At 71.9% G+C, this 25878-nt stretch carries 22 protein-coding genes; 12 read left to right on the top strand and 10 right to left on the bottom strand.

What is annotated here, in order from left to right:
- On the bottom strand, positions 1 to 416 hold a 416-nt coding region (locus Sru01_RS08660; RefSeq protein ID WP_239137135.1), incomplete at its 3' end, for a TetR/AcrR family transcriptional regulator.
- 54 nt (positions 417 to 470) lie between these two features.
- Between Sru01_RS08660 and Sru01_RS08655 the strand changes: the two genes are divergently transcribed.
- A complete protein-coding gene (locus Sru01_RS08655) occupies positions 471 to 1628 on the top strand; it encodes an FAD-dependent monooxygenase (RefSeq protein ID WP_203983376.1) in 1158 nt (385 codons plus the stop codon).
- Here Sru01_RS08655 and Sru01_RS08650 read toward each other — a convergent pair.
- From Sru01_RS08650 to Sru01_RS08635, 4 genes are all read right to left on the bottom strand, one after another.
- On the bottom strand, positions 1603 to 2496 hold the full coding sequence (locus Sru01_RS08650; RefSeq protein ID WP_203983375.1) for a DMT family transporter: 894 nt from the start codon (positions 2494 to 2496) through the stop codon (positions 1603 to 1605). The genes Sru01_RS08655 and Sru01_RS08650 overlap by 26 nt on opposite strands.
- A 333-nt stretch (positions 2497 to 2829) precedes the next feature.
- Positions 2830 to 3192 (bottom strand): VOC family protein, encoded by a 363-nt coding sequence (locus Sru01_RS08645; RefSeq protein WP_203983374.1) that lies wholly within the window; start codon positions 3190 to 3192, stop codon positions 2830 to 2832.
- Between the two features lie 153 nt (positions 3193 to 3345).
- Positions 3346 to 3813: a hypothetical protein gene (locus Sru01_RS08640; RefSeq protein ID WP_203983373.1), complete on the bottom strand. Its 468-nt coding sequence runs from the start codon at positions 3811 to 3813 to the stop codon at positions 3346 to 3348.
- Between the two features lie 16 nt (positions 3814 to 3829).
- A complete protein-coding gene (locus tag Sru01_RS08635; protein WP_203983372.1) occupies positions 3830 to 4711 on the bottom strand; it encodes a DUF4231 domain-containing protein in 882 nt (293 codons plus the stop codon).
- 616 nt (positions 4712 to 5327) lie between these two features.
- On the opposite strand from Sru01_RS08635, the gene Sru01_RS08630 reads away from it, so the two are divergent.
- The 4 genes from Sru01_RS08630 (at position 5328) to fxsT (ending at position 13311) form a co-directional block, all read left to right on the top strand.
- A complete protein-coding gene (locus tag Sru01_RS08630) occupies positions 5328 to 5495 on the top strand; it encodes a hypothetical protein (RefSeq protein WP_203983371.1) in 168 nt (55 codons plus the stop codon).
- Between the two features lie 10 nt (positions 5496 to 5505).
- On the top strand, positions 5506 to 7887 hold the full coding sequence (locus Sru01_RS08625; protein WP_239137134.1) for an FxsB family cyclophane-forming radical SAM/SPASM peptide maturase: 2382 nt from the start codon (positions 5506 to 5508) through the stop codon (positions 7885 to 7887).
- A gap of 247 nt (positions 7888 to 8134) precedes the next feature.
- Positions 8135 to 9394 (top strand): TIR-like protein FxsC, encoded by a 1260-nt coding sequence (locus Sru01_RS08620; protein WP_203983369.1) that lies wholly within the window; start codon positions 8135 to 8137, stop codon positions 9392 to 9394.
- On the top strand, positions 9391 to 13311 hold the full coding sequence (gene fxsT, locus Sru01_RS08615; RefSeq protein WP_203983368.1) for an FxSxx-COOH system tetratricopeptide repeat protein: 3921 nt from the start codon (positions 9391 to 9393) through the stop codon (positions 13309 to 13311). Before Sru01_RS08620 ends, fxsT begins: the two co-directional genes overlap by 4 nt.
- Here the strand turns inward: fxsT and Sru01_RS08610 are convergent, their stop codons facing one another.
- The gene (locus tag Sru01_RS08610) at positions 13312 to 14190 is read right to left on the bottom strand and encodes an alpha/beta fold hydrolase (protein WP_203983367.1); all 879 of its coding nucleotides are present in this window, start codon (positions 14188 to 14190) and stop codon (positions 13312 to 13314) included.
- A gap of 235 nt (positions 14191 to 14425) precedes the next feature.
- Here Sru01_RS08610 and Sru01_RS08605 point away from each other — a divergent pair, with 235 nt between their 5' ends.
- The 3 genes from Sru01_RS08605 (at position 14426) to Sru01_RS08595 (ending at position 19610) form a co-directional block, all read left to right on the top strand.
- Positions 14426 to 15955, top strand: a complete 1530-nt coding sequence (locus tag Sru01_RS08605) for an MDR family MFS transporter (protein WP_239137132.1) — start codon at positions 14426 to 14428, stop codon at positions 15953 to 15955.
- A gap of 59 nt (positions 15956 to 16014) precedes the next feature.
- Positions 16015 to 18270, top strand: a complete 2256-nt coding sequence (gene secA2 / locus Sru01_RS08600; protein ID WP_203983378.1) for an accessory Sec system translocase SecA2 — start codon at positions 16015 to 16017, stop codon at positions 18268 to 18270.
- A 176-nt stretch (positions 18271 to 18446) separates the two neighbouring features.
- The gene (locus tag Sru01_RS08595; RefSeq protein ID WP_203983366.1) at positions 18447 to 19610 is read left to right on the top strand and encodes an acyl-CoA dehydrogenase family protein; all 1164 of its coding nucleotides are present in this window, start codon (positions 18447 to 18449) and stop codon (positions 19608 to 19610) included.
- A 201-nt stretch (positions 19611 to 19811) separates the two neighbouring features.
- Here Sru01_RS08595 and Sru01_RS08590 read toward each other — a convergent pair whose 3' ends face one another.
- Positions 19812 to 20255: an ATP-binding protein gene (locus tag Sru01_RS08590; protein WP_203983365.1), complete on the bottom strand. Its 444-nt coding sequence runs from the start codon at positions 20253 to 20255 to the stop codon at positions 19812 to 19814.
- 223 nt (positions 20256 to 20478) lie between these two features.
- Between Sru01_RS08590 and Sru01_RS08585 the strand changes: the two genes are divergently transcribed.
- Positions 20479 to 21330, top strand: coding sequence for an MOSC domain-containing protein (locus Sru01_RS08585; protein ID WP_203983364.1), 852 nt, complete (start codon positions 20479 to 20481; stop codon positions 21328 to 21330).
- A gap of 132 nt (positions 21331 to 21462) precedes the next feature.
- On the opposite strand, the gene Sru01_RS08580 is transcribed toward Sru01_RS08585, so the two are convergent.
- Positions 21463 to 21663, bottom strand: a complete 201-nt coding sequence (locus Sru01_RS08580) for a DUF5302 domain-containing protein (protein ID WP_203983363.1) — start codon at positions 21661 to 21663, stop codon at positions 21463 to 21465.
- A gap of 614 nt (positions 21664 to 22277) precedes the next feature.
- Between Sru01_RS08580 and Sru01_RS08575 the strand changes: the two genes are divergently transcribed.
- The gene (locus Sru01_RS08575; protein ID WP_203983362.1) at positions 22278 to 23582 is read left to right on the top strand and encodes a hypothetical protein; all 1305 of its coding nucleotides are present in this window, start codon (positions 22278 to 22280) and stop codon (positions 23580 to 23582) included.
- A 143-nt stretch (positions 23583 to 23725) separates the two neighbouring features.
- On the opposite strand, the gene Sru01_RS08570 is transcribed toward Sru01_RS08575, so the two are convergent.
- Both Sru01_RS08570 and Sru01_RS08565 read right to left on the bottom strand, forming a co-directional pair.
- On the bottom strand, positions 23726 to 23965 hold the full coding sequence (locus tag Sru01_RS08570) for a DUF397 domain-containing protein (RefSeq protein WP_203983361.1): 240 nt from the start codon (positions 23963 to 23965) through the stop codon (positions 23726 to 23728).
- A complete protein-coding gene (locus Sru01_RS08565) occupies positions 23955 to 24776 on the bottom strand; it encodes a helix-turn-helix domain-containing protein (protein WP_239137130.1) in 822 nt (273 codons plus the stop codon). The genes Sru01_RS08570 and Sru01_RS08565 overlap by 11 nt, the downstream gene beginning before the upstream one ends.
- A 250-nt stretch (positions 24777 to 25026) precedes the next feature.
- Here Sru01_RS08565 and Sru01_RS08560 point away from each other — a divergent pair, with 250 nt between their 5' ends.
- Positions 25027 to 25566 (top strand): ATP-binding protein, encoded by a 540-nt coding sequence (locus tag Sru01_RS08560; protein ID WP_203983359.1) that lies wholly within the window; start codon positions 25027 to 25029, stop codon positions 25564 to 25566.
- Entirely contained in the window at positions 25563 to 25871 is a 309-nt protein-coding gene (locus Sru01_RS08555; RefSeq protein WP_203983358.1) for a hypothetical protein, read from the top strand. Before Sru01_RS08560 ends, Sru01_RS08555 begins: the two co-directional genes overlap by 4 nt.
- Positions 25872 to 25878: the final 7 nt, after the last annotated feature.

Here is a 25878-nt window from a genome sequence, read left to right as displayed (position 1 = left end):
ACCTCCCGCCAGTGGCGGCCCGCCGCGTCGTACACCTGGCGCAGCTCCGGACGCCGGGTCGCCTCCAGGGCCAGCTCGTACCGGGCGAGCGTGGCGCGCCGGCCGGTGGTGAGCTGATGGTGCAGCATCCCGGCCAGCAGGCCGGCGACCTCGTCCGGCGAGGCGGGAGTGCCCGGGCCGGCGGCGGGAGCGCCGGGGACGGCGGGACCGGCGGGCGGGGTGAAATAGCCCTCCTCCAGCGCGCTGAGCCGGGCCAGCGTGAGGGACAGCAGCGCCGCGCGGGTGCGGGCCAGGTTGGACGTCGACCCCGGCGGCAGCCCGGCGGCCTCGTCGACCGCGCGGTGGGTGAGCCCGCGCATCCCTCGCTCGACCAGCAGCGATATGGCCGCGTCCGCGATGACTTCCTCCCTGCGCACCGGACCAGACTACCGCCGTAGTACGCTCACTACAGGTGTAGTGAAGGAGGACACATGTCCCACGCAGTCGTCGTCGGCGGCGGGATCGGCGGCCTGACCGCCGCCTGCGCGCTGATCCACTCGGGATGGACCGTCACGGTATGCGAGCGCGCCCCCGCGCTGACGGAGGTGGGCTTCGGCCTGGCCATGGCCCCGAACGCCGTCAAGGCGCTCGACACCATCGGGCTGGCCGGCGAGGTGCGCCGGCTGGCCGCGCTGCAGGGCCCGGCCGGCGTGCGGGCCGCGTCCGGCCGCTGGCTGCTGCGCACCAGCGCCGAGGCGTCACTCGCCCGGTTCGGCGAGCCCACCGTGCTGATGATGCGCGCCGCCCTGGTCGACCTGCTGGCGAACCACCTGCCCGACGGGACGCTGCGGCTCGGCACCACCGTGCGCGCGGTCGACCCGGCGACCGGCACGGTGACCACCGACGCCGGCGAGCTGCGCGGCGATGTGGTGGTGGCCGCGGACGGCATCCGCTCCCCGATCCGGGGCGCCCTGTTCCCCGCCCACCCCGGCCCGGTGCCCTCCGGCGTCACCGGCTGGCGGATGCTGGTGGAGACCCCCGGCGAGACGCTGGGCGGCAGCGAGAGCTGGGGCGGCGCCGGGCAGGTCTTCGGGATCACGCCGCTGGCCGGCGAGCGCGTCTACTGCTACGCCACCGCGCCGCTGCACCGGCCGGGGATCCTCCCCGGGCACCGGGCCGAGCTGCGGCGCCTGTTCGCGGGGTGGCACGACCCGATCCCCCGGCTGCTGGCCGAGCTGAAGGAGGAGAACGTCATCCAGAACGACATCTGGTCGCTGGAGCCGCCGCTGCCCGCCTTCCACTCCGGCCGGGTGGCACTGCTCGGCGACGCGGCGCACGCCATGACGCCGAACATGGGCCAGGGCGCCTGCCAGTCGATCGAGGACGCGGTGGTGCTCGCCGCCGAACTGCGCCCGGCCCTGGCCGACCCGGCCGCCCTGGGGCCGGCGCTGGCCGCCTACAGCGCGGCGCGGCAGCCCCGCACCGCGGCCATCATGCGCCGGTCCAAGACCTTCTGCCGGCTGACCCAGTGGTCGAACCCGGTCGCCGTCCGGCTCCGCGAGGCCGCCATGGCGACCGCCGGGCGGCTGGGCGACGTCACCCTGCGCCAGTTCGACGACGTCTTCAACTGGCGCCCGCCCGTGAACTGACCGGGGCGGGCAGCGGGACGTCCGGCGGGCCGGCCGGCGCCGCCGCCGCGGTGTCCGGGGCCAGCCGGCCCAGCGTCACGGTGCCGGCGATCAGCACCGCCGCCGACAGCAGGGCGGGCAGCACGGCGCCCGCTCCGCTCGGCAGCGGCTCGCCGAGCAGGACTGCCCCGGCGAGGACGGAGGTCACCGGGTCGACGACCTGCACCGTCGCGTACGCGATGCCGAAGTGGCCGACCGCGTACGACCGCTGCAGCAGGACGACCGCGCACACCAGCAGTACCGGGATGGCCAGGGTGAACCAGTGCACCAGCCGCGACCAGTCACCGCCGAGGCCGCCGCCCACCACCCGGACGAACGTGGACACCGACGCGGTGACCGCGCCCGCGCCGATCGACAGCAGCAGGGCCCGGGACACGCCGCCGCGGAAGCGCCGGGTGGCGATCTCGCAGGCCAGCGCGACCCCGGCCACCACGCCCAGGAACGCCAGCGCGGCCGGGGTGGACAGCTCCGGAGGCTTGGCGGTGGGCGGGATGAGCAGCATCAGCCCGAGCAGGCCGGCGGACACCGCGATCGAGCCGAGCACCTCGGCCCGCCGGGGACGCCGGCCGTGCAGCACGGCCGCCAGCGGCACCGCGAAGACCAGCGTCGTCACGCTCACCGGCTGGATCAGCACCAGCGGCGCGAAGCTCAGCGCCACCGCGTGCAGGGAGGCACCGGCGAAGCCGATGACGCCGCCGATCAACCAGCGCGGCCGGCGGATCAGCTTGAGGGTGGCGCCGCCGTGCACCGCCTCGTACTGCTGCAGGGCCGCGCCGCCCGCGTACCCGAAGGCACCGAGCAGCGCGATCAGCACACCGAGCCACATCATGGCCGGCCGCCGGCCGGGCGGGAGGCGGCACGGGCCGGCAACGGGGGTCGCAGAGGGAGCACCCAGCAAGCTTAGGGACAAACCACCCGGCTCTGCGCCGGATCCTGGTCATTGCCAGGGGCCGGCACCGGGCGGGCGAGGCCGGCGCACCCGGCGGCGCCGGTCGCCGGACCGGGGTGGGGCCGACCGGGCGGGCGAGGCCGGCACGCGCCGTGGACCGGCCGGACCGCCGGGGAGCGGGGACGTCGCGCCCCCCGGTGACCGCGCCGTCCCCGCCGGGGCGCCGCGCCGGTCCCGGCGCGGCGAGCGGTGCGGGCGGCCCCGCCGGCCAGGTCAGCCTGCGGGTTCCGGGCACACGCAGAACAGGTGGCCCTCGGGGTCGGCGAGCACCACCCAGCCGTCCCCGGGCTGGTGGTCGGGCCGGGTGGCGCCGAGCGCGACGTATTCCTCCACGGCCTTCTCCACGTCCGGAACCCGGAAGTCGAGGTGGAACTGCTTGTCCGGCCCCGGCCACTCGGCCGGCCGGCGCTCGGGCACCCGCCCGAAGTAGATGTTCGTGGTCCCGTCGCCGATGGCGGCGTAGTCGCCTTCGGCGAAGGTCACCTCGAAGCCGGTGATCTCCGCGTAGAACCGGGCCAGCTTCTGCGGCTCGGCGCAGTCGATGCTGACGGCGAGGAGCTTTGCTTTCGTGGTCATGCCACCATCGTCGCCGCCATACCTGCCATCTCGTGTCAGGTACCGGAAAGACGCCGTCCCTGGCGGCCCGCGGCGGCCTCCGGCCCGCGTCCGCCCGGCCCGCGTCCGCCCGGCCCGCGTCCGCCCGGCGCGGCGCTCGCTCCGGCCCGGCGGTCATTCCCGGCGGGCACCGTCCGGCCAGATCACCAGCACCGGCATGCCGCGACCGCGCGCCTCCGCGACCACGTCGGCGGTGCCGCCGTACCCGCGGGCCGGCCGCCCGTCCCACACCGCGAACAGTTCGCCCGCCAGGTCGAGCATGTGGCGGCTCGCCTGCATGTAGGACTCGTTCGTCGGCTCGGCGAACGGCAGCCGGTGCACCCGGCGGGCGGCGGTGACCAGGGCGTCGAACTCGCCGCGGGCCGGCGCCGGCAGGCCGGCCCGGTAACCCGCCGACCCGATCACCGCCTCCAGCGTGCCGCCGAGGTCGAGCACCGCGCGGGCGAAGATCTGGTCGGCGCCGTCGGCCAGGCAGGAGATGCCCCGCACCGGCCGGCCCCGCTCCACCAGTAGTTTGCGAATCGCCTCGTCGACCAGGGCCGTGGTGTCCGCGGGCAGGCCGCGATGCCCCGAGATCGCCACCCGTGGCGTGCCGTGGTCAGCTGCGCGACCCCCACCAGAGCATGTGCTCACGCGAGATGGCCTCCTCCGACTCGTCCACGAAGTGCGCCCACTCCGCCTCGGTGCTGGGCCCTTCCACCCGCGACAAGATATCCGCCAGTTCCAGCGCCGCGATCGAGTAGGAGGTGGCGAGCTGCTGGTGCTGCCGGGTCTGCAGCCAGGCGATGCCGGCCGCGGCCACCGCGCCCACGATGCCCGGCAGGTCCAGATCGACGACCTGGACCGCGGTCAGCACCGCCGCGATCAGGCCGCCGGCCTCCAGCGCGGCCAGCGCGACCGACCACCGCGCCGACCGGCGTTCGTGGAACCCCGCCTTCCGGGCGTACCAGATGCGCTGGTCGTTGATCCGCCCGGTCAGGTAGTGCCGCTTGCGCTCGGCGAGCGACAGCCCTCTGATGGTGCGCATCACCGTGGTCACCTGCGACTCCTCTTCCAGCGGCGGAATCGGGGCGAATCCATGGATGCCGCGGATGATCTCGGAGTAGCGGTGCATCAGCAGCCGGTCGACATGCTCGTCCCCGCCGGTCTCCCGGCCGAACGGCTCGCCGCCCACGACGTACCGCCAGGCGAGGGTCTTGGCCGACTCGGCCGCGGCCCGCGCCTCGTACCACTGCCGGTCGGGGCGGACGCTGAGCAGGTAGACCTCGGTGACCAGCGCCGTCGCCAATGCCGCCGCCGCGCCGACCGCCGCGGCGTCCAGCCGGCCGGTGTCCAGGCTGACCGCGCCGAACATGGCCGCGGCCACCAGCGAGGCCAGCCGGACCCCGGTCGCCATCAGCAGCCGGCGCTGCCCGACGATGGCTCCCCGATCGGCGGCGTGATAAAGCGCCGGAAACGCGGTCTCCGGAGAGATGGCCATATCCACTCACTGCAATGGCCGCCTCGCCGGCTGTCAAGGCACCAACCGGCCTGTCTCGGCTACCCGGGGGGCGGTCAGGCCGGCATGCCGGGAACCGCAAATACGACAAACGCTACTATCTCGCTATATTTTTCACTGATAAGGATTGCCGTAATCTCGATTTCGGCGCCCGCACACCGGCTCCCGAGTCCGCTCGCCCGCCGCGGACGTCCCGGAAGAGCGGTGGGATCACTCGAACCCGTTCCCGCCCATCGATCGATCCGCTCCCTCCGGGAGGGGAGCAACGCCCGCCGCTTACCCGACAGATCGGACACTCATTCATATCTCGGACAGATAGTCCACTCTGTCCATAAAGCATGAAACAGCTTATTGTTCAACAAATCAGCATAAATGCTAAGCGTCATTCGATAAGCGGATCGAGAGGTTATGCAAGGCGGCCCGGAAATGCCTTATTGCGCATTGCCGATTTTGTCGAACAGCGCGACACCTGCGGCGTTACTGGCGTACCGTAGCGCGCGAGCCCTGCAGCAGCTTTTCACCAAGCGTGACCGCGCGATGACGCATGGTCAGGTAGGCTTCATATAACCCAGCAGTATCGGACGCGTAGGAGACACCGATGAAGAACGACAACACCGAACACCTACGGTCCGAGGCCGGGCGCAAGGACGTCCGCGACCTGCCGCTGTCCCGCCTCGGCTCCCTCGCCGCGGCCGGCCACCTCGACCGTGACACGCAGCGGCCCGGCACCAAGGTGGATGTGGCGGCCTTCAACTCCTCCATCTGATCCACCCTCCGTGAACTCTTCCGCCACCCCCTTCCGGCAGTTCGTGATCAAAGTCGCGACTCGGTGCGATCTCGCCTGCGACCACTGCTATGTCTACGAACACGCCGACAGGTCGTGGCGGACGAAGCCGGCCTACCCGTCCGATGAGACGGTCGTCCGGATCGCCGAGCGGATCGCCGAGCACGCGCGCCTCCACGCCCTTTCCAGCGTGGAGGTCGTCCTGCACGGCGGCGAGCCATTGCTCGCCGGCCCCGACCGGCTGGCCCGCACCGCCGACGTCCTGGCGGCGGCCCTCTCCGGGACGAGCCGGCTCACCATCAAGATCCATACCAACGGTGTCCTGCTGGACGCGAGGTTCTGCGACCTGTTCGCGGCCAAGGGCATCAAGGTCGGCATCTCGCTCGACGGCGACCGGATCGCCAACGACCGGCATCGCAGATACGCGAGCGGCCGCAGCAGCTACGACAAGGTGATCGCCGCCATCGACCTGCTGCGCACCAGGTACCCCCAGCTGTACTCCGGACTGCTCTGCACGGTCGACATCGCCAACGATCCCGTCGCGGTGTACGAGGCGCTGGCCGCGCTGGAACCACCCCGCATCGACCTGCTGTTGCCGCACGCCACCTGGGACGCCCCGCCTTCCGGTGCGACCGGCGCGCACGGCGAGTGGTTGGTGAAGGTCTTCGACCGCTGGTGGTCGGACGGCCGCCCCATGGCGGTGCGGCTCTTCGACTCCGCGCTGCGCACCCTGGCCGACCGGAGCAGCCTGACCGAGTCGCTCGGCCTGGAGCCCAGCGATCTCGTGGTCATCGAGACCGACGGGTCCTACGAGCAGGCCGACTCCCTCAAGACCGCCTATGACGGCGCACCGGCCACCGGTTTCGACGTCCGGCACCACTCGCTGGACGAGGTGGCCGGCCACCCCGGCATCCGCAACCGGCAGATCGGCCTGGCCGGGCTGGCCGAGGAGTGCCGCGCCTGCCCGGTCGTCTCGTCCTGCGGCGGCGGGTTGTACGCCCACCGCTACCGCACCGGAACCGGGTTCGACAATCCCAGTGTCTACTGTGCCGACCTGCTCCGGCTGGTGAGCCACGTCCGTGACACGGTCGAGGCCGTCGAGCACACCACGCACGCCCTGCCGCCGACCGAGTTCGACGCGCTGGCCGCCGGGTACGGGGCGCGGCGGGCCGTGCTCCGGCTGGAGGAGGCACAGCAGAGCCTGCGCCGCACCCTGCTGGCCGAGGCGGGCGCCGAATCCGCCGAATCCGCCGAATCCGACGCCTGGCGCCTGCTCACCCGGCTGGACCAGGAGGCCCGGCCCGCGCTGGACCGGGTGCTCGCCCACCCGTACGTGCGGGTGTGGGCGGTCCGGTGCCTGGCCGACCGGTCCCACGCCGGCCACCTGGCGTCGATCGCGGCGGCCACCGCGATCACCGCCGGGGCACGAGCGTCCATCGGCGTGCCGCTCTCATCCGAGGCGCTTCACCTGCCTTCGCTGGGCAGGCTCGATCTGCCGGGCCGGACCGAGGTGGAGATAGAGGTCGACGGCCGGGGATTCAGCGTGCACGACGGCGCGCGCCGTCTGGTGGTGGACCTGGACCGGCCCGAGCGTACGCCGGAGTGGTGGCCGGTGCGCCGGGTCGCCATGGACGGATGGACCGTCGCGGTGGACGATGTCGACCTCTATCGCGACTGCCACCAGTGGCCGGCCTCCGGACGGTTGTCCGGCGCGGAGTTCGGCCGCTGGACGGCGATGCTCGGCGACGCCTGGCGGCTGATCGTCAACGACCACCGGGACTACGCGCCGGGCCTCGCCGCCGGGCTGGGGGTGGTGGTGCCGCTCCGGCCGGCTTCCGACGGTTCGGAGACCAGTTCGACCGCGCGGGACGCCTTCGGTGCCGTCGCCGCCGCGCTGCCGTCCGGTGCCGTCTCGCTCGCGCTGCTGCTCATCCACGAGTTCCAGCACGTCAAGCTGGGCGCGATCCTGGACATCCATCCGCTGTTCGACCCCAAGGACGCCAATCTGTACTACGCCCCCTGGCGCCCGGATCCACGTCCGCTGGAAGGTCTGCTGCAGGGGACCTACGCCCATCTGGCGGTGACCGACTTCTGGCGGGTCCGCCGCCTGGTGGACCACGGTGTGGACGCGCACACGGCGGCGGTGCGCTTCGCCCGCTGGCGGACGCTGACCGCCGAGGCCGTCGAGACCCTCTCCCGCTCGGGTGGCCTGACCGAGATCGGGACCCGGTTCGTCGGCCGCATGCGGGAGACGGTCCGGCCCTGGCTGGCCGAGCAGGTGCCGGCGGCGGCCGAGCGAGAGGCCCAGGAGGCGGCGGCCGCACACCGGCGCGCGTGGCGGGCCGCCGCCCCGGACGTCGCACCTCAACTGTAGGCGCCCGCCCGGTACGACGCCCGGTCCGGCCGGTCGCCCGGGCGCTCATCACCGCCCTTCGACGCCATGCCCGTCCGGCGTGCGCGCCGGACGGTCCGGATGGCCGATTCACCGAATTAAATCCGGCACAAAACAGGGCCGGCGGCTGTTTTTCGCTTTCACATTGCTCGCCGACATTGCCGGGACCTAAGGTGCGCTTCTATAGTCATGTTTCCGCACCGGATCGCGGCTGGAGGTGCGTCTGCGAGTGTCGGATGATACGCGTACCGGCCCTTACTTCTTCTTCAGCTACGCACACACGCCCCGGCATGACCTCGCCGATCCCTACGATCCGGACCAGGCGGTCGAGAAGTTCTTCACAGAACTGTGCCGGCATGTGATGGTCCTGGGCGGACTGAACGGCAAGCCCGGGTTCATGGATCGTGAACTCCATTCGGGAAGTTACTGGCCCGACCGGCTCGCGGAGAGTCTGGCCACCTGCCGGGTCTTCGTCCCGCTCTACTCCCGCCGGTACTTCGAGAGCGAACACTGCGGCAAGGAGTGGGCGGCCTTCTATGAGCGTGTGCTGTTACACCGGGCGCGCGTTTCCGAACGAGCCGAAACGATCATTCCGGCGCTCTGGGTACCGGTCCCGGTCGACGAGATGCCGGAGGTGGCGAGGTCGATTCATTTCAACCACGCGGGCGTCGGCCCGCGGTATGCGGATCAAGGACTTTACGGGATAATAGTCCAGCAATATAAAAAAGACTACCAAACGGCCGTGTACAACCTCGCCCAGCGTATCGTCGAGGTGGGCCAGTCTACCCGGCTCCCGCCCGGCGACCCGCCCGACTACGATTCGCTGAAAAGCGCGTTCGGCCCCTACGAGGGGGGCCGGTTGCGCGTCACCGTGGTGGCCCCGGATCTCGGCCACCTGCCGAAGGACTGCAGCCCTTACTACTACGGTCTCGCCGCCCGGGAGTGGAATCCCTACCGGCCGACGATGACCAGGTCACTCGCCGATCACGCGGGTGACCTGGTACGCACCGTCGGGTACCGGCCGGAGATCGGGTCACTGGACGAGCACGCCGACCACCTGTTCGGCGGCGCCACGGCCGACAGTCCGGGGCTGGTCCTGCTGGACGCCTGGGCCGTCACCTCAGACCACGTGTTCGAGCGGTTGCGCCGCCTGGACGCGGCGGACCGCCCGTGGATCACGGTGATGGTGGCCTGGAACAAGGACGACCCGCAGAGCTCCGCGGTGCAGTCCCGGTTGCGGGAACGGCTCTGGGAGGCGCTGCCGCGGAAACTCTCCGAAGGGCTGCCCGCCAAACGCTCCCTCGCCAACGACGTCCACGATTTCGACCAGTTCTGCCGGACGGTGCCCGAGCTGGCCCGCGCGGTGATGTCCCGGTACCTGGAGCAGGCGTCGACCAACCCACCGGCGGGCGTCCCGTCGATCGGACGCCCACGACTGCAAAGTCCCGTTTTCCCATCCCCTGGCAACGCCCCGGAGGTGCGGCCATGAGTGATGCCCCCGAGGGCCACATCATCACGTTCTACTCCTACAAGGGCGGAACCGGGCGCACCATGGCCCTGGCGAACACGGCCTGGATCCTGGCGGCGAACGGCAAGCGCGTCCTCATGCTCGACTGGGATCTGGAATCCCCGGGCCTGCACAAGTTCTTCCACCCCTTCCTCCCCGCCGGTTCCGTCGGCGCGATGGAGGGTGTCATCGACATGATCAACCACTACACGATGGCGACGCTGCGCACCACGCCCCGGCCGGAGGGGTGGCACCGGGACTACGCCCAGGTCCGCCGGAACGTGGCCCGAATCGACTGGAGCGGCTTCCCCGGGCACGGCAGGCTGGACTTCGTCTCCGCCGGCAAGCAGAACCGCGACTACTCGTCGCTGATCTCCACCTTCAACTGGGACACCTTCTACACCCGGTTGAACGGCGGCCAGTTCCTCGACGCGCTGCGCGCCGACATGCGAAGCAACTACGACTACGTGCTCATCGACAGCCGCACCGGACTGAGCGACATCGCCGACATCTGCACCGTGCACTTCCCGGACACCGTGGCGGTCTGCTTCACGCTGAGCGACCAGAGCATCGAGGGCGCGGCCGGCGTGGCCCAGCAGATCGACACGCGCTACCGGCAGCAGAACATCCGGATCCTGCCGGTGCCCATGCGGATCGACGACGGAGAGAAGGAGAAGCTGGACGCCGGGCGCGCGCTGGCCCGGCAGCGGTTCGACGGCCTGCCCCGGGGCCTGACCGCCGAGCAGCGCCGGGACTACTGGGGGCGGGTGGAGATCCCCTACAAGCGCTTCTACGCCTTCGAGGAGACGCTGGCCGCGTTCGGTGACGCGCCCGGCTCCCCCACCTCGCTGCTGGCCGCGTTCGAGCGCCTGGCCGGCGCGATCACCCAGGGTGAGATCGTGTCCCTGCCGGTGATGCCCGAGGAGTTGCGCCTGCGCGTGCGGGACGCCTTCATCCGCCGGCAGGCCACCGTGTCACAGGACGTCCTGCTCAGCTACGTGCCCGAAGACCGCATGTGGGCCGACTGGATCACCTCGGTCCTGGAGCGGGCCGGCTTCCGGGTGGCACCGCACGTGCCCACCGGATCTCCCGCCAAGGACAAGCCGGCGGGCGTCGGTTACGTCGTCGCGGTGCACTCCCCCGCCTACCTGCGCTCGGTCCAGGCGCAGGCGCTCGGCCGGCTGATCGCGGCCTCGTCCGGTCAGGGCGGCCGGCTGCGCGAGGTGACCGCCCGGGTGGGGGACGCGCGGGTCACCACCGCCGGGGGCGAGCGCACGATCGTGGATCTCACCAGGGCCGGTCTGTCGGAGTCCGAGGCCATCGAGTCCCTGCTCCGCGCGCTCGGACGCCCGGCCCAGGCGTCCGGCGACACCGTCGCCGAGGACGTGGCCGGCCCGCGGTTCCCCGGTATCCGGCCCGTGGTGTGGAATGTCACCACCCGCAACGCCGCCTTCACCGGTCGCAACGCCGTACTGGAGAAGCTGCGCGACCAGATCGTGAGCGGCAGCAAGACGGTGGTGCTTCCCCAGGCGCTCTACGGCCTGGGCGGCGTGGGCAAGACCCAGGTCGCGCTGGAGTACGCCCACCGCTTCATGGCCGACTACGACGTCATCTGGTGGATCGCGGCCGAGCACCTGGAGCAGATCAACCCACGGCTGGCCGAGCTGGCCGAAGCGCTCGACCTGCCGACGCGGGACACCGTGGCCGATGCCGCCAAGGCGGCGAAGGAGGCGCTGCGGCTGGGCCGCCCGCACGGCCGATGGCTGCTCATCTTCGACAACGCCGACGACCCCAAGGACCTGGAGCCGTACCTGCCGAGCGGCACCGGGCACATCCTGATCACCTCACGGAACCCGGCGTGGTCGCAGGTCGCCGACCCGCTCGAGATCAACGTCTTCACCCGCGAGGAGAGCGTGGAGCACCTGCGCCGCCGGGCGCCCGGGCTGAGCCTCTCCGACGCCGACAAGGTGGCCTCCGCGCTCGGTGACCTTCCCCTCGCCATCGAGCAGGCCGGCGCGTGGTTGCAGCAGACCGGCATGCCCTCCGACGAGTACGTGGTGCTGCTGGAGAAGCAGGCGGCCAAGATGCTGCAGCAGGCCGAGCAGCCCACCGACTATCCGACGTCCGTCGTCACCACCTGGGACCTGTCCTTCGACCGGCTGCGCCGGCAGTCGCCCGCCTCGGCCCGGCTGCTGGAACTGCTCGCCTTCTTCGGGCCCGAGCCGGTGGCGCTGGACATGCTCTACTGCGACGCGATGCTGGAGTGCCTGCGGCCCCTCGACAGCCGGATGTCGGACAAGCTCATGCTCGGCCCGGTCATCCGGCAGCTCGGCCGGTACGCGCTGGCCCGGGTCGACCAGGCGGCGAATTCCATCCAGGTCCACCGGCTGATCCAGGCCGTGGTGCGCGCCCGGATGGATTCCGACCAGCGGGAGACCACCGTCCACGAGGTGCACCGCATCCTGGTGGCCGGGCGACCCCGGCGCGGCGACACCGACGACCCGGAGAACTGGCCGCGCTACGACGAGATCTGGCCGCATCTCGGGCCGTCCGATGCCGCCGAGTGCGACGAGGAGGCCATCCGCACGCTGCTCATCGACCGGGTGCGCTACCTGTGGAAGCGCGGCGAGTACGAGGCCAGCCTCCGGCTCGGCAACGAGCTGGAGGAGAAGTGGAACGTCAAGCTCGGGGTGGACGACCGGCAGACCGTGCATCTCCGGTTCCACATCGCCAACACCCTCCGGTCGATGGGCCGGTACGCCGAGGCGCACGACGTGGACACCCAGGTGCTCACCCACCAGACCAGGGAACTGGGCGAGACCCATCCCTACACGCTGTCCACCGCCGGCAGCCTGGCGGCCGACCTGCGCGCGCTGGGCGACTTCCAGGGGGCCCTGCGGGTCGGCCGCCAGACCTACGACCGGACCAAGGACCTGTTCGACGAGGACCACCCCCGGACGTTGATGGCCGCGCACAATCTGGGCATCAGCCTGCGGCTCGCCGGGGACTTCATCGCCGCCCGGGACCTGGACCAGGAGACGGTGGAACATCGCCGCAAGGTCATCGGCGCCCGGCATCCCTATACCCTGCACACCACCACCCACCTGGCCCGCGACCTGCGGGAGCTGGGCCACTTCTCCGAGGCCGTGGAGATGATGCGGCAGACCGCCGAGCTGTACGGCCAGGTGCTCGGCGAGTCGTTCGTGGAGACCCTGCGGGCGGCCACCGGCCTGGCCACCTCGCTGCGGCGGGCCGGCCTGGAGCGCGAGGCGCGCGCGCTGGCCGAGGAGACCTACGAGCGGTACGTGCAACGGTACGGCAGCGGGCATCCGGAGGCCGTGCTGTGCCGCCTGGAACTCGCGGCCTGCCAGGCGCGGACCGGGGAGCCGGCCGCCGCCAGGAACGCCGCCGCCGAGGTCACCGAGTACTACCGGCGGACGCTGGGCGACGAGCATCCCAACACGCTGGTGGCGGCCATCAATCTCGCCTGTTACCGGCGCCACTGGGAAGATCCGGCGCCGGATGACGGGCTGGCCGAGTCCACCTACCGCGCGTTCATCGACAAGCTGGGGCCCGACCACCCGCTGACGCTCAACTGCGCGACGAACGTGGCGAACGGCCGGTCGGAGGCCGGCGACCTGGCCGGGGCCGAGGAACTGCTCCAGGACACCCTGCGGCGGTTGACGGCCATCCTCGGTCCTGAACACCCTGACACGCTCGTGTGCGAGGCGAATCTGTCGGTCACGCTGAACGCCGCCGGGCGGTCCGCCGAAGGACGGCGGATGCGTGAGCAGGTGCTGCACTCCATGCGCGCCGCCCTCGGCGACGATCACCCCTACATCGCCGATCTCGCGGCCTGGCGCAAGATCACCCGGGACCTGGAGCTGCAGCCCTGGTGATCAGGCGGCGTCCTCGCCGTTCACCAGCCAGGGAAGCAGGTCCGGGAGCGCGGCCAGGGCACCGAAGTGCGCGGCCTCCGGCTCCTCCCACATGGTGGCGGTCCGGATGCGCGTGGCCAGCCAGCGGGAGTGGTCGATGGGCGAGAAGCGGTCCTGGCCGCCGTGCCAGAGCAGGGTGGGCACCGTGATGTCCGCCGGGTCGAAGCCCCATGGCGAGCAGAAGGCGATCGCGTCGTCGACCCAGCCGTCCTCGGACCGGCGCAGGGCCTCGGCGTAGTTGCGCAGCAACATGTCGCGCACGCCGGGATTGTTGACCATCCGGCGGTCCGCCTCCGGCAGTTCGGCGTACAGCCCGGCGATCAGGCTGGCCGGATCCGCCCGGATCTCCCGGGCGGCCGGGGCGAGCCAGTCGGCGAACCGGTGGCGTCCGCTGAGCGCGACGGTGTACTCGGTGACGTTGGACGGGGTCATCCCGCCGAACCAGTCCAGGCCCTCGGCGGCGTGCGGAGCGAGACCGACCAGCACGGCCACCCGCAGGACACGCTCGGGCAGCAGCGCGGCACAGGCGAGCGCGTGCGGCCCGCCGCCCGAGCGCCCCACCACCGAGAACCGGTCCAGCCCCAGGTGATCCGCGATCGCCGACACGTCGCCGGCCACGCTGCCGACCGACCGCCCGACCTGGCGGTCGGAGCCGCCGTAACCCGGCCGATCGAAGGTGATCAGCCGCACGCCGAGCCAGTACAGCACGGAGATCCTCGGGTGCGGACCGATCCTGCTGCCCGGGGTGCCGTGCAGGAGGAAGACGGGATCCCCGTCCGACTTGCCCATCTCCTCCACCGAGAGTCGTCTGCCGTCGTCCGTGCACACGACGTGGGTCAATGTCCGCCTCCCGTGGCCGAGACACCCCCGTTGAACGTATGATCGTTCGCCGGGCCAGAGGAATCGCCTTTCATCGGGTTTACCGCGAACCGGACCGCGCGCCAAGAGACCGGGACGAGATGCCCTGCTCCGGACAGCGCTTCGCCGCGCGGGCCCGGCGGCGGACGCCTGAACGCGATCCGGCTGGGTACGACATGCGACGCTCATCAGGCGGAGACGCGGAGAGGCGGCCGACGTGAACGTGGAGGTGCCGCGGCTGAGCGGCCGGCAGGTCAACGTGGTGTTCGCCGGCCTGATGCTGGCCCTGCTGCTGGCCGCGCTGGACCAGACGATCGTCTCCACCGCGCTGCCGACCATCGTCGGCGACCTGCACGGGCTGGAGCACATCGGGTGGATCGTCACCGCCTACATCCTCGCCTCGACCATCGGCCTGCCGATCTACGGCAAGCTCGGCGACCTGGTCGGCCGGAAGATCGTCTTCCAGGCGGCCATCGTGATCTTCCTGGCCGGGTCGGTGCTGTGCGGCATGGCGCGCAGCATGCCGGAGCTGATCGCGTTCCGGGCGTTGCAGGGGCTGGGCGGCGGCGGGCTGATGATCGGCGTGCAGGCGATCGTGGCGGACCTGGTCTCGCCCCGGGAGCGCGGCCGCTACACCGGCGTCATCGGCGCGGTGTGGGGCCTGTCGTCGGTGGCCGGCCCGCTCATCGGCGGCTACTTCACCGACCACGCCGGGTGGCGCTGGTGCTTCTATGTGAACCTGCCGCTCGGCCTGCTCGCGCTGGTCATCACCGCCGTCGTGCTGCGCCTGCCCCGGCCGGCCGGGCGGCCCCGGCTGGACGTGGCGGGCACCGCGCTGCTGGCCGGCGTCTCGGCCTGCGTGGTGCTGGTCACCAGCTGGGGCGGCACCACCTATCCGTGGGACTCACCGGTGATCATCGCGCTGGCGGCCGGCGCGGTGCTGCTGGCCGGCGGGTTCGTGCTGGCCGAGCGGGCCGCGGCCGAGCCGGTGATCCCGCTGCGCCTGTTCCGCGACCGGCTGTTCACCGTCCCGGCGGCCATCGGGGTGTTCGTCGGGGTCGGCATGTTCGCCGCGGTCGCCTACCTGCCCACCTTCCTGCAGATGGTGAACGGCGCCAGCGCGACCGGCGCCGGGCTGCTGATGCTGCCCATGGTGGCCGGGATGACCATCACCTCGATCGGCTCCGGGCGCGTCATCACCCGGACCGGGCGGTACCGGATGATCCCCATCGCCGGGATGGGGATCCTGGTGGTCGGCCTGGTGCTGCTGTCCCGGATGACCGCCGAGTCGTCGATGGCGCTGAACGCCTGTTACATGTTCGTCACCGGGTTCGGGCTCGGCCTGGTGATGCAGACCCTGGTGCTGATCGTGCAGAACGCGGTGCCGCACCGGGACGTCGGCACGGCCACCTCGGCGGTGAACTACTTCCGGCAGACCGGCGCCTCCCTCGGCACCTCCCTGGTGGGCGCGGTGTTCATCCACCGGCTGACCGACGCGTTCGCCGCCGGCCGGGTGGCGCTGCCGCCCGGCGGCCCGAACGCGCTCACCCCCCAGGCGCTGCAGTACCTGCCGCCCGCCACCAGGCAGGCGATCGCCGGCGCCTACGCCGCCGCGCTGCCGCCGATCTTCCTGTACGTGGCGCCGGTCGTCGCGGTGGGGTTCTTGCTGGCATTCTTCGTCAAGGAGATCCCGCTCTCCGACCGGCCGGCCTCCGCCCGGCCGGAAGTACCCGCGCGCAGCACCTGACGCCGCGGGGGGCGGGAACGTCAGAGTCGTCGTAAGGCGTTGGAGTGGACGTGGCCTCGATACCGAGATTCATCAGGAACGCCCTGGACCGCCCGGGCAGCGTGGGCATCGGCGCCTTCCAGCGCGTCGCCGCGCAGGCCGGCGCGCGGGAGGACCGGTTCCGCGACCTCGCGGAGCTGCCGCGTCCCACGCTGGACGATCTCGCCGACTTCTGCGCGATCGCCCGGGAGGCGGCCCGCCGGACGATCGATATGCGGCCGTTCGACGTGCAGCTGGTCGGCGCGCTCGCGCTGCTGTCCGGGCACGTCGCCGAGATGGCGACCGGCGAGGGCAAGACGCTGTCGGGGGCGATCGCCGCCGCCGGGCACGCGCTGCGCGGCAAGCGGGTGCACGTCATCTCGGTGAACGACTACCTCGCCCGCCGGGACGCCGAGTGGATGGGGCCGTTCTACGAGGCGCTCGGGGTGTCGGTGGGCTGGGTCGGCCAGTCCTCCACCCCCGAGGAGCGCCGGGAGGCCTACGCCAGGGACGTCACCTACGCCTCGGTCAGCGAGGCCGGCTTCGACGTGCTGCGCGACCGGATGGCCACCTCCGCCGCCGATCTCATCGTGCCCGAGCCGTCGGTGGCGGTGATCGACGAGGCGGACTCGGTGCTGGTGGACGAGGCCCGGGTGCCGCTGGTGCTGGCCGGCGCCGCCGACCCGGGCGCGGACGCGCCGGAGGCGGCCGAGCTGGTGCGGCGGCTGTCCAAGGGCTACCACTACGAGCTGGACGAGCAGGGGCGCAACGTCTTCCTCACCACCAAGGGCACCGACGCCGTCGAGAAGGCGCTCGGCGGCATCAACCTGTACGAGTCCCCCGACGAGCTGACCCGGATCAACCTGGCGCTGCACGCCCACGCGCTGCTCACCCGGGACGTCGACTACCTGGTCCGCGACGGCCGGGTCCAGCTGATCAGCCAGTCGCGCGGCCGGGTGGCGACCCTGCAGCGGTGGCCGGACGGCCTGCAGGCGGCCGTGGAGGCCAAGGAGGCGCTGCCGGCCAGCGAGACCGGCGAGATCCTCGACTCGATCACCGTGCAAGGGCTGATCCGCCGCTACCCGGAGATCTGCGGCATGACCGGCACCGCGGTGGCGGTGGAGGAGCAGCTGCGCGAGTTCTACGGCCTGAAGGTCGCGGTGATCCCGCCGAACCGCCCCTGCGTGCGGGTGGACGAGCCGGACCGGGTGTACGGCACCGTCACCGACAAGGAGCGCGCCCTGGTCGACGAGATCGCCAAGGTGCACGAGGCGGGCCGGCCGGTCCTGGTCGGCACCCTGGACGTCTCGGAGTCCGAGCGGCTGGCCGAGGGCCTGCGCGCCGAAGGGCTGTCCTGCGTGGTGCTGAACGCCAAGAACGACGCGGAGGAGGCCGCGATCATCGCCGAGGCGGGCGCGCGCGGCGCGATCACCGTGTCCACCCAGATGGCCGGGCGCGGCACCGACATCCGGCTGGGCGAGGGGGTGGCCGAGCTCGGCGGGCTGTACGTCATCGGCGCCGGCCGGCACCCGAGCAGCCGGCTGGACGACCAGCTCCGCGGCCGGGCCGGCCGGCAGGGCGACCCGGGCGGCTCGGTCTTCCTGGTCAGCCTGGAGGACGATCTGATCGCCCAGCACGCCGCCGGCGAGGCGCTGCCGCCCGCCGACCAGGACGGGGTCGTCCGGCACAAGCGGGCGGGCTGGATCGTCGGGCACGCCCAGCGGGTCGCCGAGGGCGCCAATCTGGAGATCCACCGCAACACCTGGCGCTACACCCGGCTGCTGGAGCTGCAGCGCGGGCAGGTGCTGGAGCAGCGGGACAAGGTGCTGCACGGCGAGTCCGCCGCCGACGCGCTGGCCCGGGCCCGCCCCGAGCGCTGGAAGGAGCTGACCGAGAGCGCCGGCGAGAAGGTCCTCGGCGAGGCGGCCCGGCAGATCGTGCTGTACCACCTGGACCGCTGCTGGACCGAATACCTCGGTTTCATGTCGGACGTGCGCGAGGGCATCCACCTGCGCGCGCTCGGCCACCGGCTGCGGCCGCTGGACGAGTTCCACCGGGAGGCGGTCGCCGCCTACCGCCGGCTGGAGGACGAGGTGGCGCGCCGGTCGGTCGAGACGTTCGAGAACGCGGTGATCACCGAGGACGGCCTGGACCCCCTGGGCACCGGGTTGGCCCGGCCCACGTCCACCTGGACCTACATGGTGCAGGAGAACCCGTTCGGCGACGCCTTCGACCGGGTGCTGCGCCGCCTCGGCTCGACCGGCGGCGGCCGGCGCAGGTCCGGCGAAGAGGAGTGACCCTGCCCGGCCCGGCGTGCCGGTGACGCGGCGTCCCGGGGCGGGCCGCCGCGTCCCGGGACGCCGGCGTCGGACCGCCGCGCGGGGCGCGTTGGGCGGGGCCGGCCGGCTGTGATTGGCTGCTGAGTAACAGGAGCGGCGGCAACGCGCATCTCCCTGATCGTTTCGGCGGTGACATGGACCCTCAGGACTTCCTCGACGTGGACCGCGAGCTCTCCGACGAGGAGCGCGCGATCCGGGACGCGGTGGCCGACTTCTCGGCCGCCGAGCTGATGCCGCACGTGGCCGACTGGTTCGACGCCGGCACGATCCCCGACCCGCGCGGGCTGGCCAGGGACCTGGGCAAGCTCGGCGTCTTCGGCATGCACCTGACCGGGTACGGCTGCGCGGGGACCAGCGCGGTCAGCTACGGCCTGGCCTGCCGCGAGCTGGAGGCGGTGGACAGCGGGCTGCGCAGCTTCGTCTCGGTGCAGGGGTCGCTGGCGATGACCGCGATCCACCGGTACGGCACCGACGCGCAGAAGCAGGAGTGGCTGCCGCGGATGGCCACCGGCGAGGTGCTCGGCTGCTTCGCCCTGACCGAGCACGACTCGGGCAGCGATCCGGGGTCGATGCGCACCCGGGCCCGGCGGGACGGGGACGACTGGGTGCTGGACGGCACCAAGATGTGGATCACCAACGGCTCGGTGGCCGACGTGGCGGTCGTGTGGGCCGGCACCGGCGAGGGCATCCGCGGCTTCCTGGTGCCGTGCTCGACGCCGGGGTTCACCGCGAACGTGGTGCACCGCAAGCTGTCGCTGCGCGCGTCCATCACCGCCGAGCTGGTGCTGGACGGGGTCCGGCTGCCGGCCGGCGCGCTGCTGCCGGGCGCCGAAGGGCTGAAGGCGCCGCTGTCGTGCCTGTCGGAGGCCAGGTACGGCATCGTGTGGGGGGTGGCGGGCGCGGCGCGGTCCTGCCTGCTGGCCTCGGTCGAGTACGCCAAGACGCGCGAGCAGTTCGGCCGGCCCATCGGAGCGTTCCAGCTGACCCAGCGCAAGCTCGCCGACATGCTGGTCGACGTCAACCACGCGATGATGACCGCGCTGCGCGTCGGGCGGCTCAAGGACGCCGGGCGGGCGCACCACTCCCAGGTGAGTTTCGGCAAGCTGGCGAACGTGCGCGCGGCGCAGCGGGTGGCGGCCACCGCGCGCGGGGTGCACGGCGCCAACGGCATCACGCTGGAGTACCCGGTGATGCGTCACATGGTGAACCTGGAGACGGTCGCGACCTACGAGGGCACCGAGGAGGTGCACGCGCTGACCCTGGGCCGGGCGCTCACCGGCCTGGACGCCTTCCGCTGACCGGCTCGGACGCCTGCCGGCCGGACGGGCCCGGCATCGGGCCCGTCCGGTCCGGCGTCACGCGATCGCCGGTGCGGCTCGCGGCCGGCCCTCCGGGGAGGGCCGGGCGGCGCGAGCCGCACCGGATCGCCGGGGCACGCACCGCCCGGTGATCAACATGCCCCGACGAGACCTCACAGACCCCTGATCCGCGAGGTCGGCTCATGGGCTCCCATGGTGCCCGGTGATGAACCATACGGTCTTCCCGCCGCCCCGCTCCGGTACGACGCCCCAGTCGTCGGCGAGCATGCCGACGATCAGGAGCCCGCGGCCGTCGGTGGCGTCCAGGTCACCGGCGCCCGCGCAGGGCAGCCCGTCGCCGTGGTCGTAGACCTCGCCGTACACCCACGAACCGTCGCAACCGATCTTGAGCGAGAAGGCGGTGCCACCATGCCGGATGGCGTTCGTCACGAGTTCGCTCACGATCAGCGAGCAGTCGTCGACGAGCGTTCCGGCGCCCCACCGCCGTAGCGAGCTGCGGACCAGTACGCGCGCCGCACGAACGCTCTCGGCGTCGGCGTCCAGGACCCACTCCGCGGTCCGGAGCGGGAGGCGGTCGCTGACGTCCGATGCGGGCGCACGATTCGCGCGAAAGGTGAGGGACACCTGCTCCTCCTTAATGGGAGCGCTCCCACTCAGATTACGGCAACAAGTCGGCGATGTGAATGCCAATGACCCCAGAAACTTGCCGCAACCCCCCTTCCGGCCAAGGCGATCCAGCCGACAAACCGGACATTCGGCGTTTCTGTCTCAGGGGTCACAGGGAAGCCGAATCAGGCGACAAGGTTATTGGGAGCGCTCCCAACAGTGCGGGCGCTAACCTGCGGCTGTGCAGATCATCGATCTTCGGGTGTACCCGGTGAAGTCGTTCGGCGGCCTGTCCGTGCCGGCCGCCACCGTGCACCCGTGGGGCCTGGCCGGCGACCGCCGCTGGGCGGTCACCGGGCCGGACGGCGAGGTGCTCACCGCCCGCGACCTGCCCGGCATGCTGGCGATCTCCGCCGAGGCCCGCGAGGACGGCGGCGTGCTGCTGCGGGCCGCCGGCTCGCCGGACCTGGCGGTGCCGCCGCCGGCCGGCGGGCCACCGGCCGCGATCCGGCTCCGCGGCCTGGACCGGGCGGTCGACGCCGGTACGACGGCCGCCGCCTGGGTGTCGGCCGCCGTCGGCCGGCCCGCCCGGCTGGTGTGGCTGGACGACCCCCGCCGCCGGCCGATGAGCGAGGAACACGGCGGCCGGCCCGGCGACACCTTCGTGCTGCAGGACGACGCGCCGCTGCTGCTCACCACCGCCGCCTCGCTGGACCGGCTCTCGGCCTGGATCGCCGAAGAGGCCGCGCTGCGCGGCGAGGACGAGCCCGGCCCGCTCGCGGGCATCCGGTTCCGGCCCAACGTGGTGGTCGACGGGACCGAGCCGTTCGCGGAGGACTCCTGGACCCGGGTCCGGCTCGGCGACACCTGGTTCCGCTTCGCCGAACGCTGCGACCGCTGCACGATGACGACCGTGGACCCCGCGACGTACCGCAAGGGCAAGGAGCCGATCCGCACGCTGTCCCGGCACCGCAAACAGGACGGGAAGGTCTGGTTCGGCATCCGCCTGGTCCCGGAGGCACCCGGCGAACTACGCGTGGGCGACGAGGTGGCGGCCGGCGTGCACCCGACCGGCACGGCGACGGCGGGGTGATTCCGGCACCTGCCCCGGTCGCGCGGCCGGGCAGGCCGCCGGCCGGGGACCCGGGCGTCCCGCCGCCGCATGGGGGCGGGCGGCGGGACGTCGGGCACTTCGGGGTTCTTCGGGGCTCTTCTGGGCTTGCGGTCAGCCGCCGCTCTTGCGGCGGAAGGACCGGCGGCCACCGGCCGGGCCGTGCGTACCGTGAATCTTGGAACCGTCCCGGCCGCGGGCGGTGCCGCCGGCATCGGCCTGGCCCTGGCGCTTGCGCTCCAGCGCCTCGCGGAACTTGCGCTTCAACTCGTCGTCCGGGGACTCGTCCTCCGGCTCCGGCGCGTCGGCGGTCATGCGGCCTCCTGCTCTCGGCCGGCCGGCCCGGCGGGCGCGGGACGGCGGCCCTACGTCGGTGCGATGCGCCCCGCCCTGCCCTGGTGACGCCCGCCGCGGGACCCCGCCATCATCTCACGCCCCGCCCCTCCCCCTCCGCCCGGCGACCCCTCCCGGTGCCGGGCGGACACCGTGATCGAGAACGGCGGTTCGCCGCCTCGGGCGCCCAGTTCGCGGATCGTTCGCGGAGAACGCCGATCATCGCGCCCATCGTCCCCGTTCAACGGCTTTCGCAATAAAGGGCATTTCCTCGCCAGATCGCACCGCGAGGCAGGCCGGACAAGGCATCCGGATAAGCGATGACGTGAAACCTCTGCCTGTTGACGGCAAGATATGGGCTTGGCGACATTTCGCCCGGTTCCGTCAGGCGGTAACACCGGGCGATTGAGCGGCGAATAACGAAACATGATCATGCTCGGCGGATCTGAGCTGCACGGATCTGGCCGATCCACCCGAGGAGTTCTTTTATGGCGACACCCGACACTACTTTTGTGCTGCCCGAAAAGCGAGGGCCGGGAGGGCGACGAAGGCTGGTCTCGGAGCGGACATCCGGATGGCGGTATCTTCCGTTCGTCGTGGCACTGGCGCTCGGGGTAGCGCTGCGCGGGCTGGCCATGCTGGGGTACCGGCCGGCGTTGTTATTCTGGGCCGACTCCTACGCCTATCTGGAGTCGGCGGCCCACCCGGTGCCCGGCGAGTTCCGGCCGCTGGGGTACTCCCTGTTCCTCGCCGCCCTCGCCCCGGGCCCGGGCCTGACGCTGGTGACGGCGGTCCAGCACCTGCTCGGGCTGGGCCTCGCCGTGGCGGTGTACGCGTTGCTGGTGCGGCGCGGGCTGTCCCGCTGGGCGGCGACCGCGCTGGCGGCGCCGCTGCTTTATGACGAGTTCCTCATCCTGCTCGAACACATGATCATGGCCGACGCGCTGTTCACGGTCCTGGCCGCCGGCGGCGTGCTGGTGCTGCTCCGGCGGCGGATCACCCCGGCGGCCGCCGTGACCGCCGGGGTCCTGCTGAGCCTGGCCGCGGTCACCCGGACCATCGGCGTGGTGGTGCTCGCGCTGGCGGCGGTCTGGCTGCCGCTGCGGCGCGGTACCGGATGGCGGATCTGGGTGACCTTCACCGCCGCCGGCCTGGTCCCGGTGCTGGCGTACGCCGGCTGGATGTCCGCCACCAGCGGGGTCTTCGGCCTGACCCGGGCCGACGGCATGTTCCTGTGGGCGCGGACCACGACGTTCGCCGACTGCTCGGTGATCCGGCCCGAGGCCCGGCTCGCGAAACTCTGCCCGGTCACGCCGGTGGACGACCGGCCGTCCCCGCCGTTCTGGCTGTGGGCCACCTGGTCACCGATGTACAAGATGCGCGGTGACCGGAACGGGCCCGCCGGCGAGTTCGCCCGCGCCGCCATCCTGGCCCAGCCGGGTGACTACCTGGCCGCAGTCGGCGAAGACCTGGGTTCGCTGCTGCGCTGGGAGCGCACCACCAGCCCCGCCGAGGCCAGGCAGCGCAACCCGTACTGGTTCCCGCTGGAGGAACGGCCGCTGAAGTCGTCGGTCCGCCCGATCGTCGAGGCCTACGAGGGCGGGCCGGGTGCCACCCGCATCCACGAGCCATACGCGGGCGCGCTGCGCGCCTACCAGCGTTTCGGCTACCTGCCGTTCCCGCTGCTGGTGTTCGCGCTCGCCGGGACTCTGATCGCGGCGGCCGTCCGGCGCCGCCACGACGCGCTGCTCCCCGGCCTGACGGCCGCCGTGCTCATCCCCGGTTTCGACATCCGGTACGTGGTCCCCGCCATCCCGTTCGCCTGCCTGGCCGCCGGCCTGACCCTCCGGAAGGACGGCACCCCCGAGACCGAGCGATCGGCCGGACCGTCCCCAAGGTGACCGGCACCCCGGGCCGTCCTGAGCTCCGGCCTGGTCAAGCCCGGCCCCGGGCGTGACCACCCTTGGGCGCGACCGGGGTCACGGCGCACCGGGCTCGGCGCCGCACCTGGAGTGGCGATCGCCCTCCTCGCCCGGGAGACGGGTCAGCGCGCGAACCGGTCCGCCTTGACGGCGCCGACGAAGTCCTGCCACTGGACCCTGCCGAGCAGCAGCGGAGGCTCGTCCGGCAGCTTGGAGTCGCGGACCGCGACGAGGCCGGCCGGGCGCGCTACTTCGACGCAATTGTTCCCTTGGGCCTGGCTATAGCTGCTCTTCTGCCAGACAAGGGCGGACGGCTCGATGTAACTCTCGCCCCGGGGGATGCGCTGAGACTCATTCGTCATCGCTTAGCCCTTCCTTGATTTCGTTCAACATCTTGCTCGATTCCACCGGACTTACGGCGATCGCCCGCAGGTGGTCGAATATCAGGGTATATCGCATTATCGCCTCGGTCTCCTCCAAATACAGACCGTCGGGGGCCAGTTCCAGATAGACGACCGGGGCGAAGAGATCAGGTTCCGGGAAGTCCAGGACGACGAAGGGGCCCGTCAGCCCGGGATGGGCGCCTACCGAGTTCTTGACGATCTGGAGGGTGATGTGCGGCTGATCGACGAGATCGATGAGCCGCTGTAGCTGTTCGCGCATCGTCTCGGCTCCCCCGACCGGGCGGCGAAGCGCGGCCTCGTCGATCACCGCCCAGAGTCGAGGGCGCCCCTCTTCGGCGGTGAGGAGTTGCTGCCGTGCCATCCGGGCCTGGACGCGCCGCTTGACCTCGGCGGGATCGATGACCGGCCCGGATCGGACGATGGCCCGCGCGTAGGCCTCGGTCTGGAGCAGTCCGGGGATCAGCAGTGGCTCGAAGGTCCGGATGGCGCAGGCCTGCGCTTCGAGATCGTTGTACGAGCCGGTGAAGATGTCGGAGTACTCCGTCCACCACCCCTTCTCGCGGGCCCGGCGGGCGAAGGCGATCAGGGAGTCCCGGCGCGGCCCGGACACCTGGTAGAGGTCGAGCAGGTCGCGGAGATCTCCGGTCGTCACCCCGGATCGGGCGTTCTCGATCCGCCAGGTCTTGGTCGCGTGCCAGTCGAGATGGTGCGCGACCTGTTCCCGGGTCAGGCCGGCCGCCTCCCGGAGCCTGGCCAGTTCTCCGGCCAACCGGCGTTGACGAATGGTGGGGTTTGCGTGTTTCGCCACTTACCTGACCTTTCGGAAAGTGCGTACCGGCAAATCGAATCAATGCCCGAAATGGGCAGGCCGCGATGCGGGGTGTTGCAGGACTCCGGATGCGACTTTCTAGAGTTTCGTGGATTCCCTTGCAGGATAGTAACCGAGCCATCACGCTGAGTGGTGCTTGTCCGCGATTTCACCGGGTGACGGCGCTCACCGATCCTGGAGAGGAGTAGTCATGGCACCGAAGCACGCAGATTGCGACCAGTATCGCGAACCATCGCACGAGGAGCCGTACTCGCCATTCGACTGGCTGATCATCGGTCCCGGTCCGGCACAGGCTCGCGACGCGGCGCAGGTGCGCAGCGTCCGGCAGGAGACCTTCCCGGCCACCGAGGAGCAGGTGTCCCAGGCGCGGCAGGTCACCCGGCAGACGCTCGTGGATCATCCGGCGGTCGACCTGGCGGTGCTGCTGGTGTCGGAACTGACGTCGAACTCCGTCCGGCACAGCGGCTCCCGGTTCTTCACCCTCGCGATCCGGCGGACCTTCGAAGGGCACCTGCGCATCGGGGTCACCGACGAAGGGCGGCACGGCCTGCCCCGGCTGGTCAGCACCGACTTTCAGGACGAGAGCGGCCGCGGCATGCGCCTGGTCGACGCGCTGGCCCGGCAGTGGGGCATCATCCGCCGGCCCGCGGCCGGGATGGCCGTGTGGTTCGACGTGGACCACACCATCGCCGCGACCGGGCAGGGCCTGTTCCTTCTCGAGGAGCCATGAGCGACCGGGCCTCGCAGCCCGCGGAACGCCGGGACGACGGCCGGCACGCGCTGCGGTTGGCCGCCGAATTGCGGACCCGGATGGAGCGCTGGCTCGACCGGCACCGCGTCGCCTCGACTCCGGTCATCTCGCCGTACGTCGACCGGGCCGGCGAACCGAAGGTCCTCATCCGGCTGGACGCGCACGCCGCGTTGGCCATGATCGTGGAGTTCGAGGAGCAGCAGCGGCATCCTGCCACGCCGGGTGACCGTGCCGCGCGGCAGGTACGGATCTGGCCGCCGGAGCACCAGGCGCCCGGTGCCTGACGGCGGG

The organism is Sphaerisporangium rufum, assembly GCF_016863395.1.
GTDB classification, from domain to species: domain Bacteria; phylum Actinomycetota; class Actinomycetes; order Streptosporangiales; family Streptosporangiaceae; genus Sphaerisporangium; species Sphaerisporangium rufum.
This window is presented reverse-complemented; position numbering and strand designations above follow the sequence as displayed.

Coding starts and splice junctions, on each gene's coding strand:
- Sru01_RS08655 (WP_203983376.1), top strand. CDS start 471: ATGTCCCACGCAGTCGTCGTCGGCGGCGGGATCGGCGGCCTGACCGCC.
- Sru01_RS08650 (WP_203983375.1), bottom strand. CDS start 2,496: ATGATGTGGCTCGGTGTGCTGATCGCGCTGCTCGGTGCCTTCGGGTAC.
- Sru01_RS08645 (WP_203983374.1), bottom strand. CDS start 3,192: ATGACCACGAAAGCAAAGCTCCTCGCCGTCAGCATCGACTGCGCCGAG.
- Sru01_RS08635 (WP_203983372.1), bottom strand. CDS start 4,711: ATGGCCATCTCTCCGGAGACCGCGTTTCCGGCGCTTTATCACGCCGCC.
- Sru01_RS08630 (WP_203983371.1), top strand. CDS start 5,328: ATGAAGAACGACAACACCGAACACCTACGGTCCGAGGCCGGGCGCAAG.
- fxsT (WP_203983368.1), top strand. CDS start 9,391: ATGAGTGATGCCCCCGAGGGCCACATCATCACGTTCTACTCCTACAAG.
- Sru01_RS08595 (WP_203983366.1), top strand. CDS start 18,447: ATGGACCCTCAGGACTTCCTCGACGTGGACCGCGAGCTCTCCGACGAG.
- Sru01_RS08580 (WP_203983363.1), bottom strand. CDS start 21,663: ATGACCGCCGACGCGCCGGAGCCGGAGGACGAGTCCCCGGACGACGAG.
- Sru01_RS08570 (WP_203983361.1), bottom strand. CDS start 23,965: ATGACGAATGAGTCTCAGCGCATCCCCCGGGGCGAGAGTTACATCGAG.
- Sru01_RS08560 (WP_203983359.1), top strand. CDS start 25,027: ATGGCACCGAAGCACGCAGATTGCGACCAGTATCGCGAACCATCGCAC.
- Sru01_RS08555 (WP_203983358.1), top strand. CDS start 25,563: ATGAGCGACCGGGCCTCGCAGCCCGCGGAACGCCGGGACGACGGCCGG.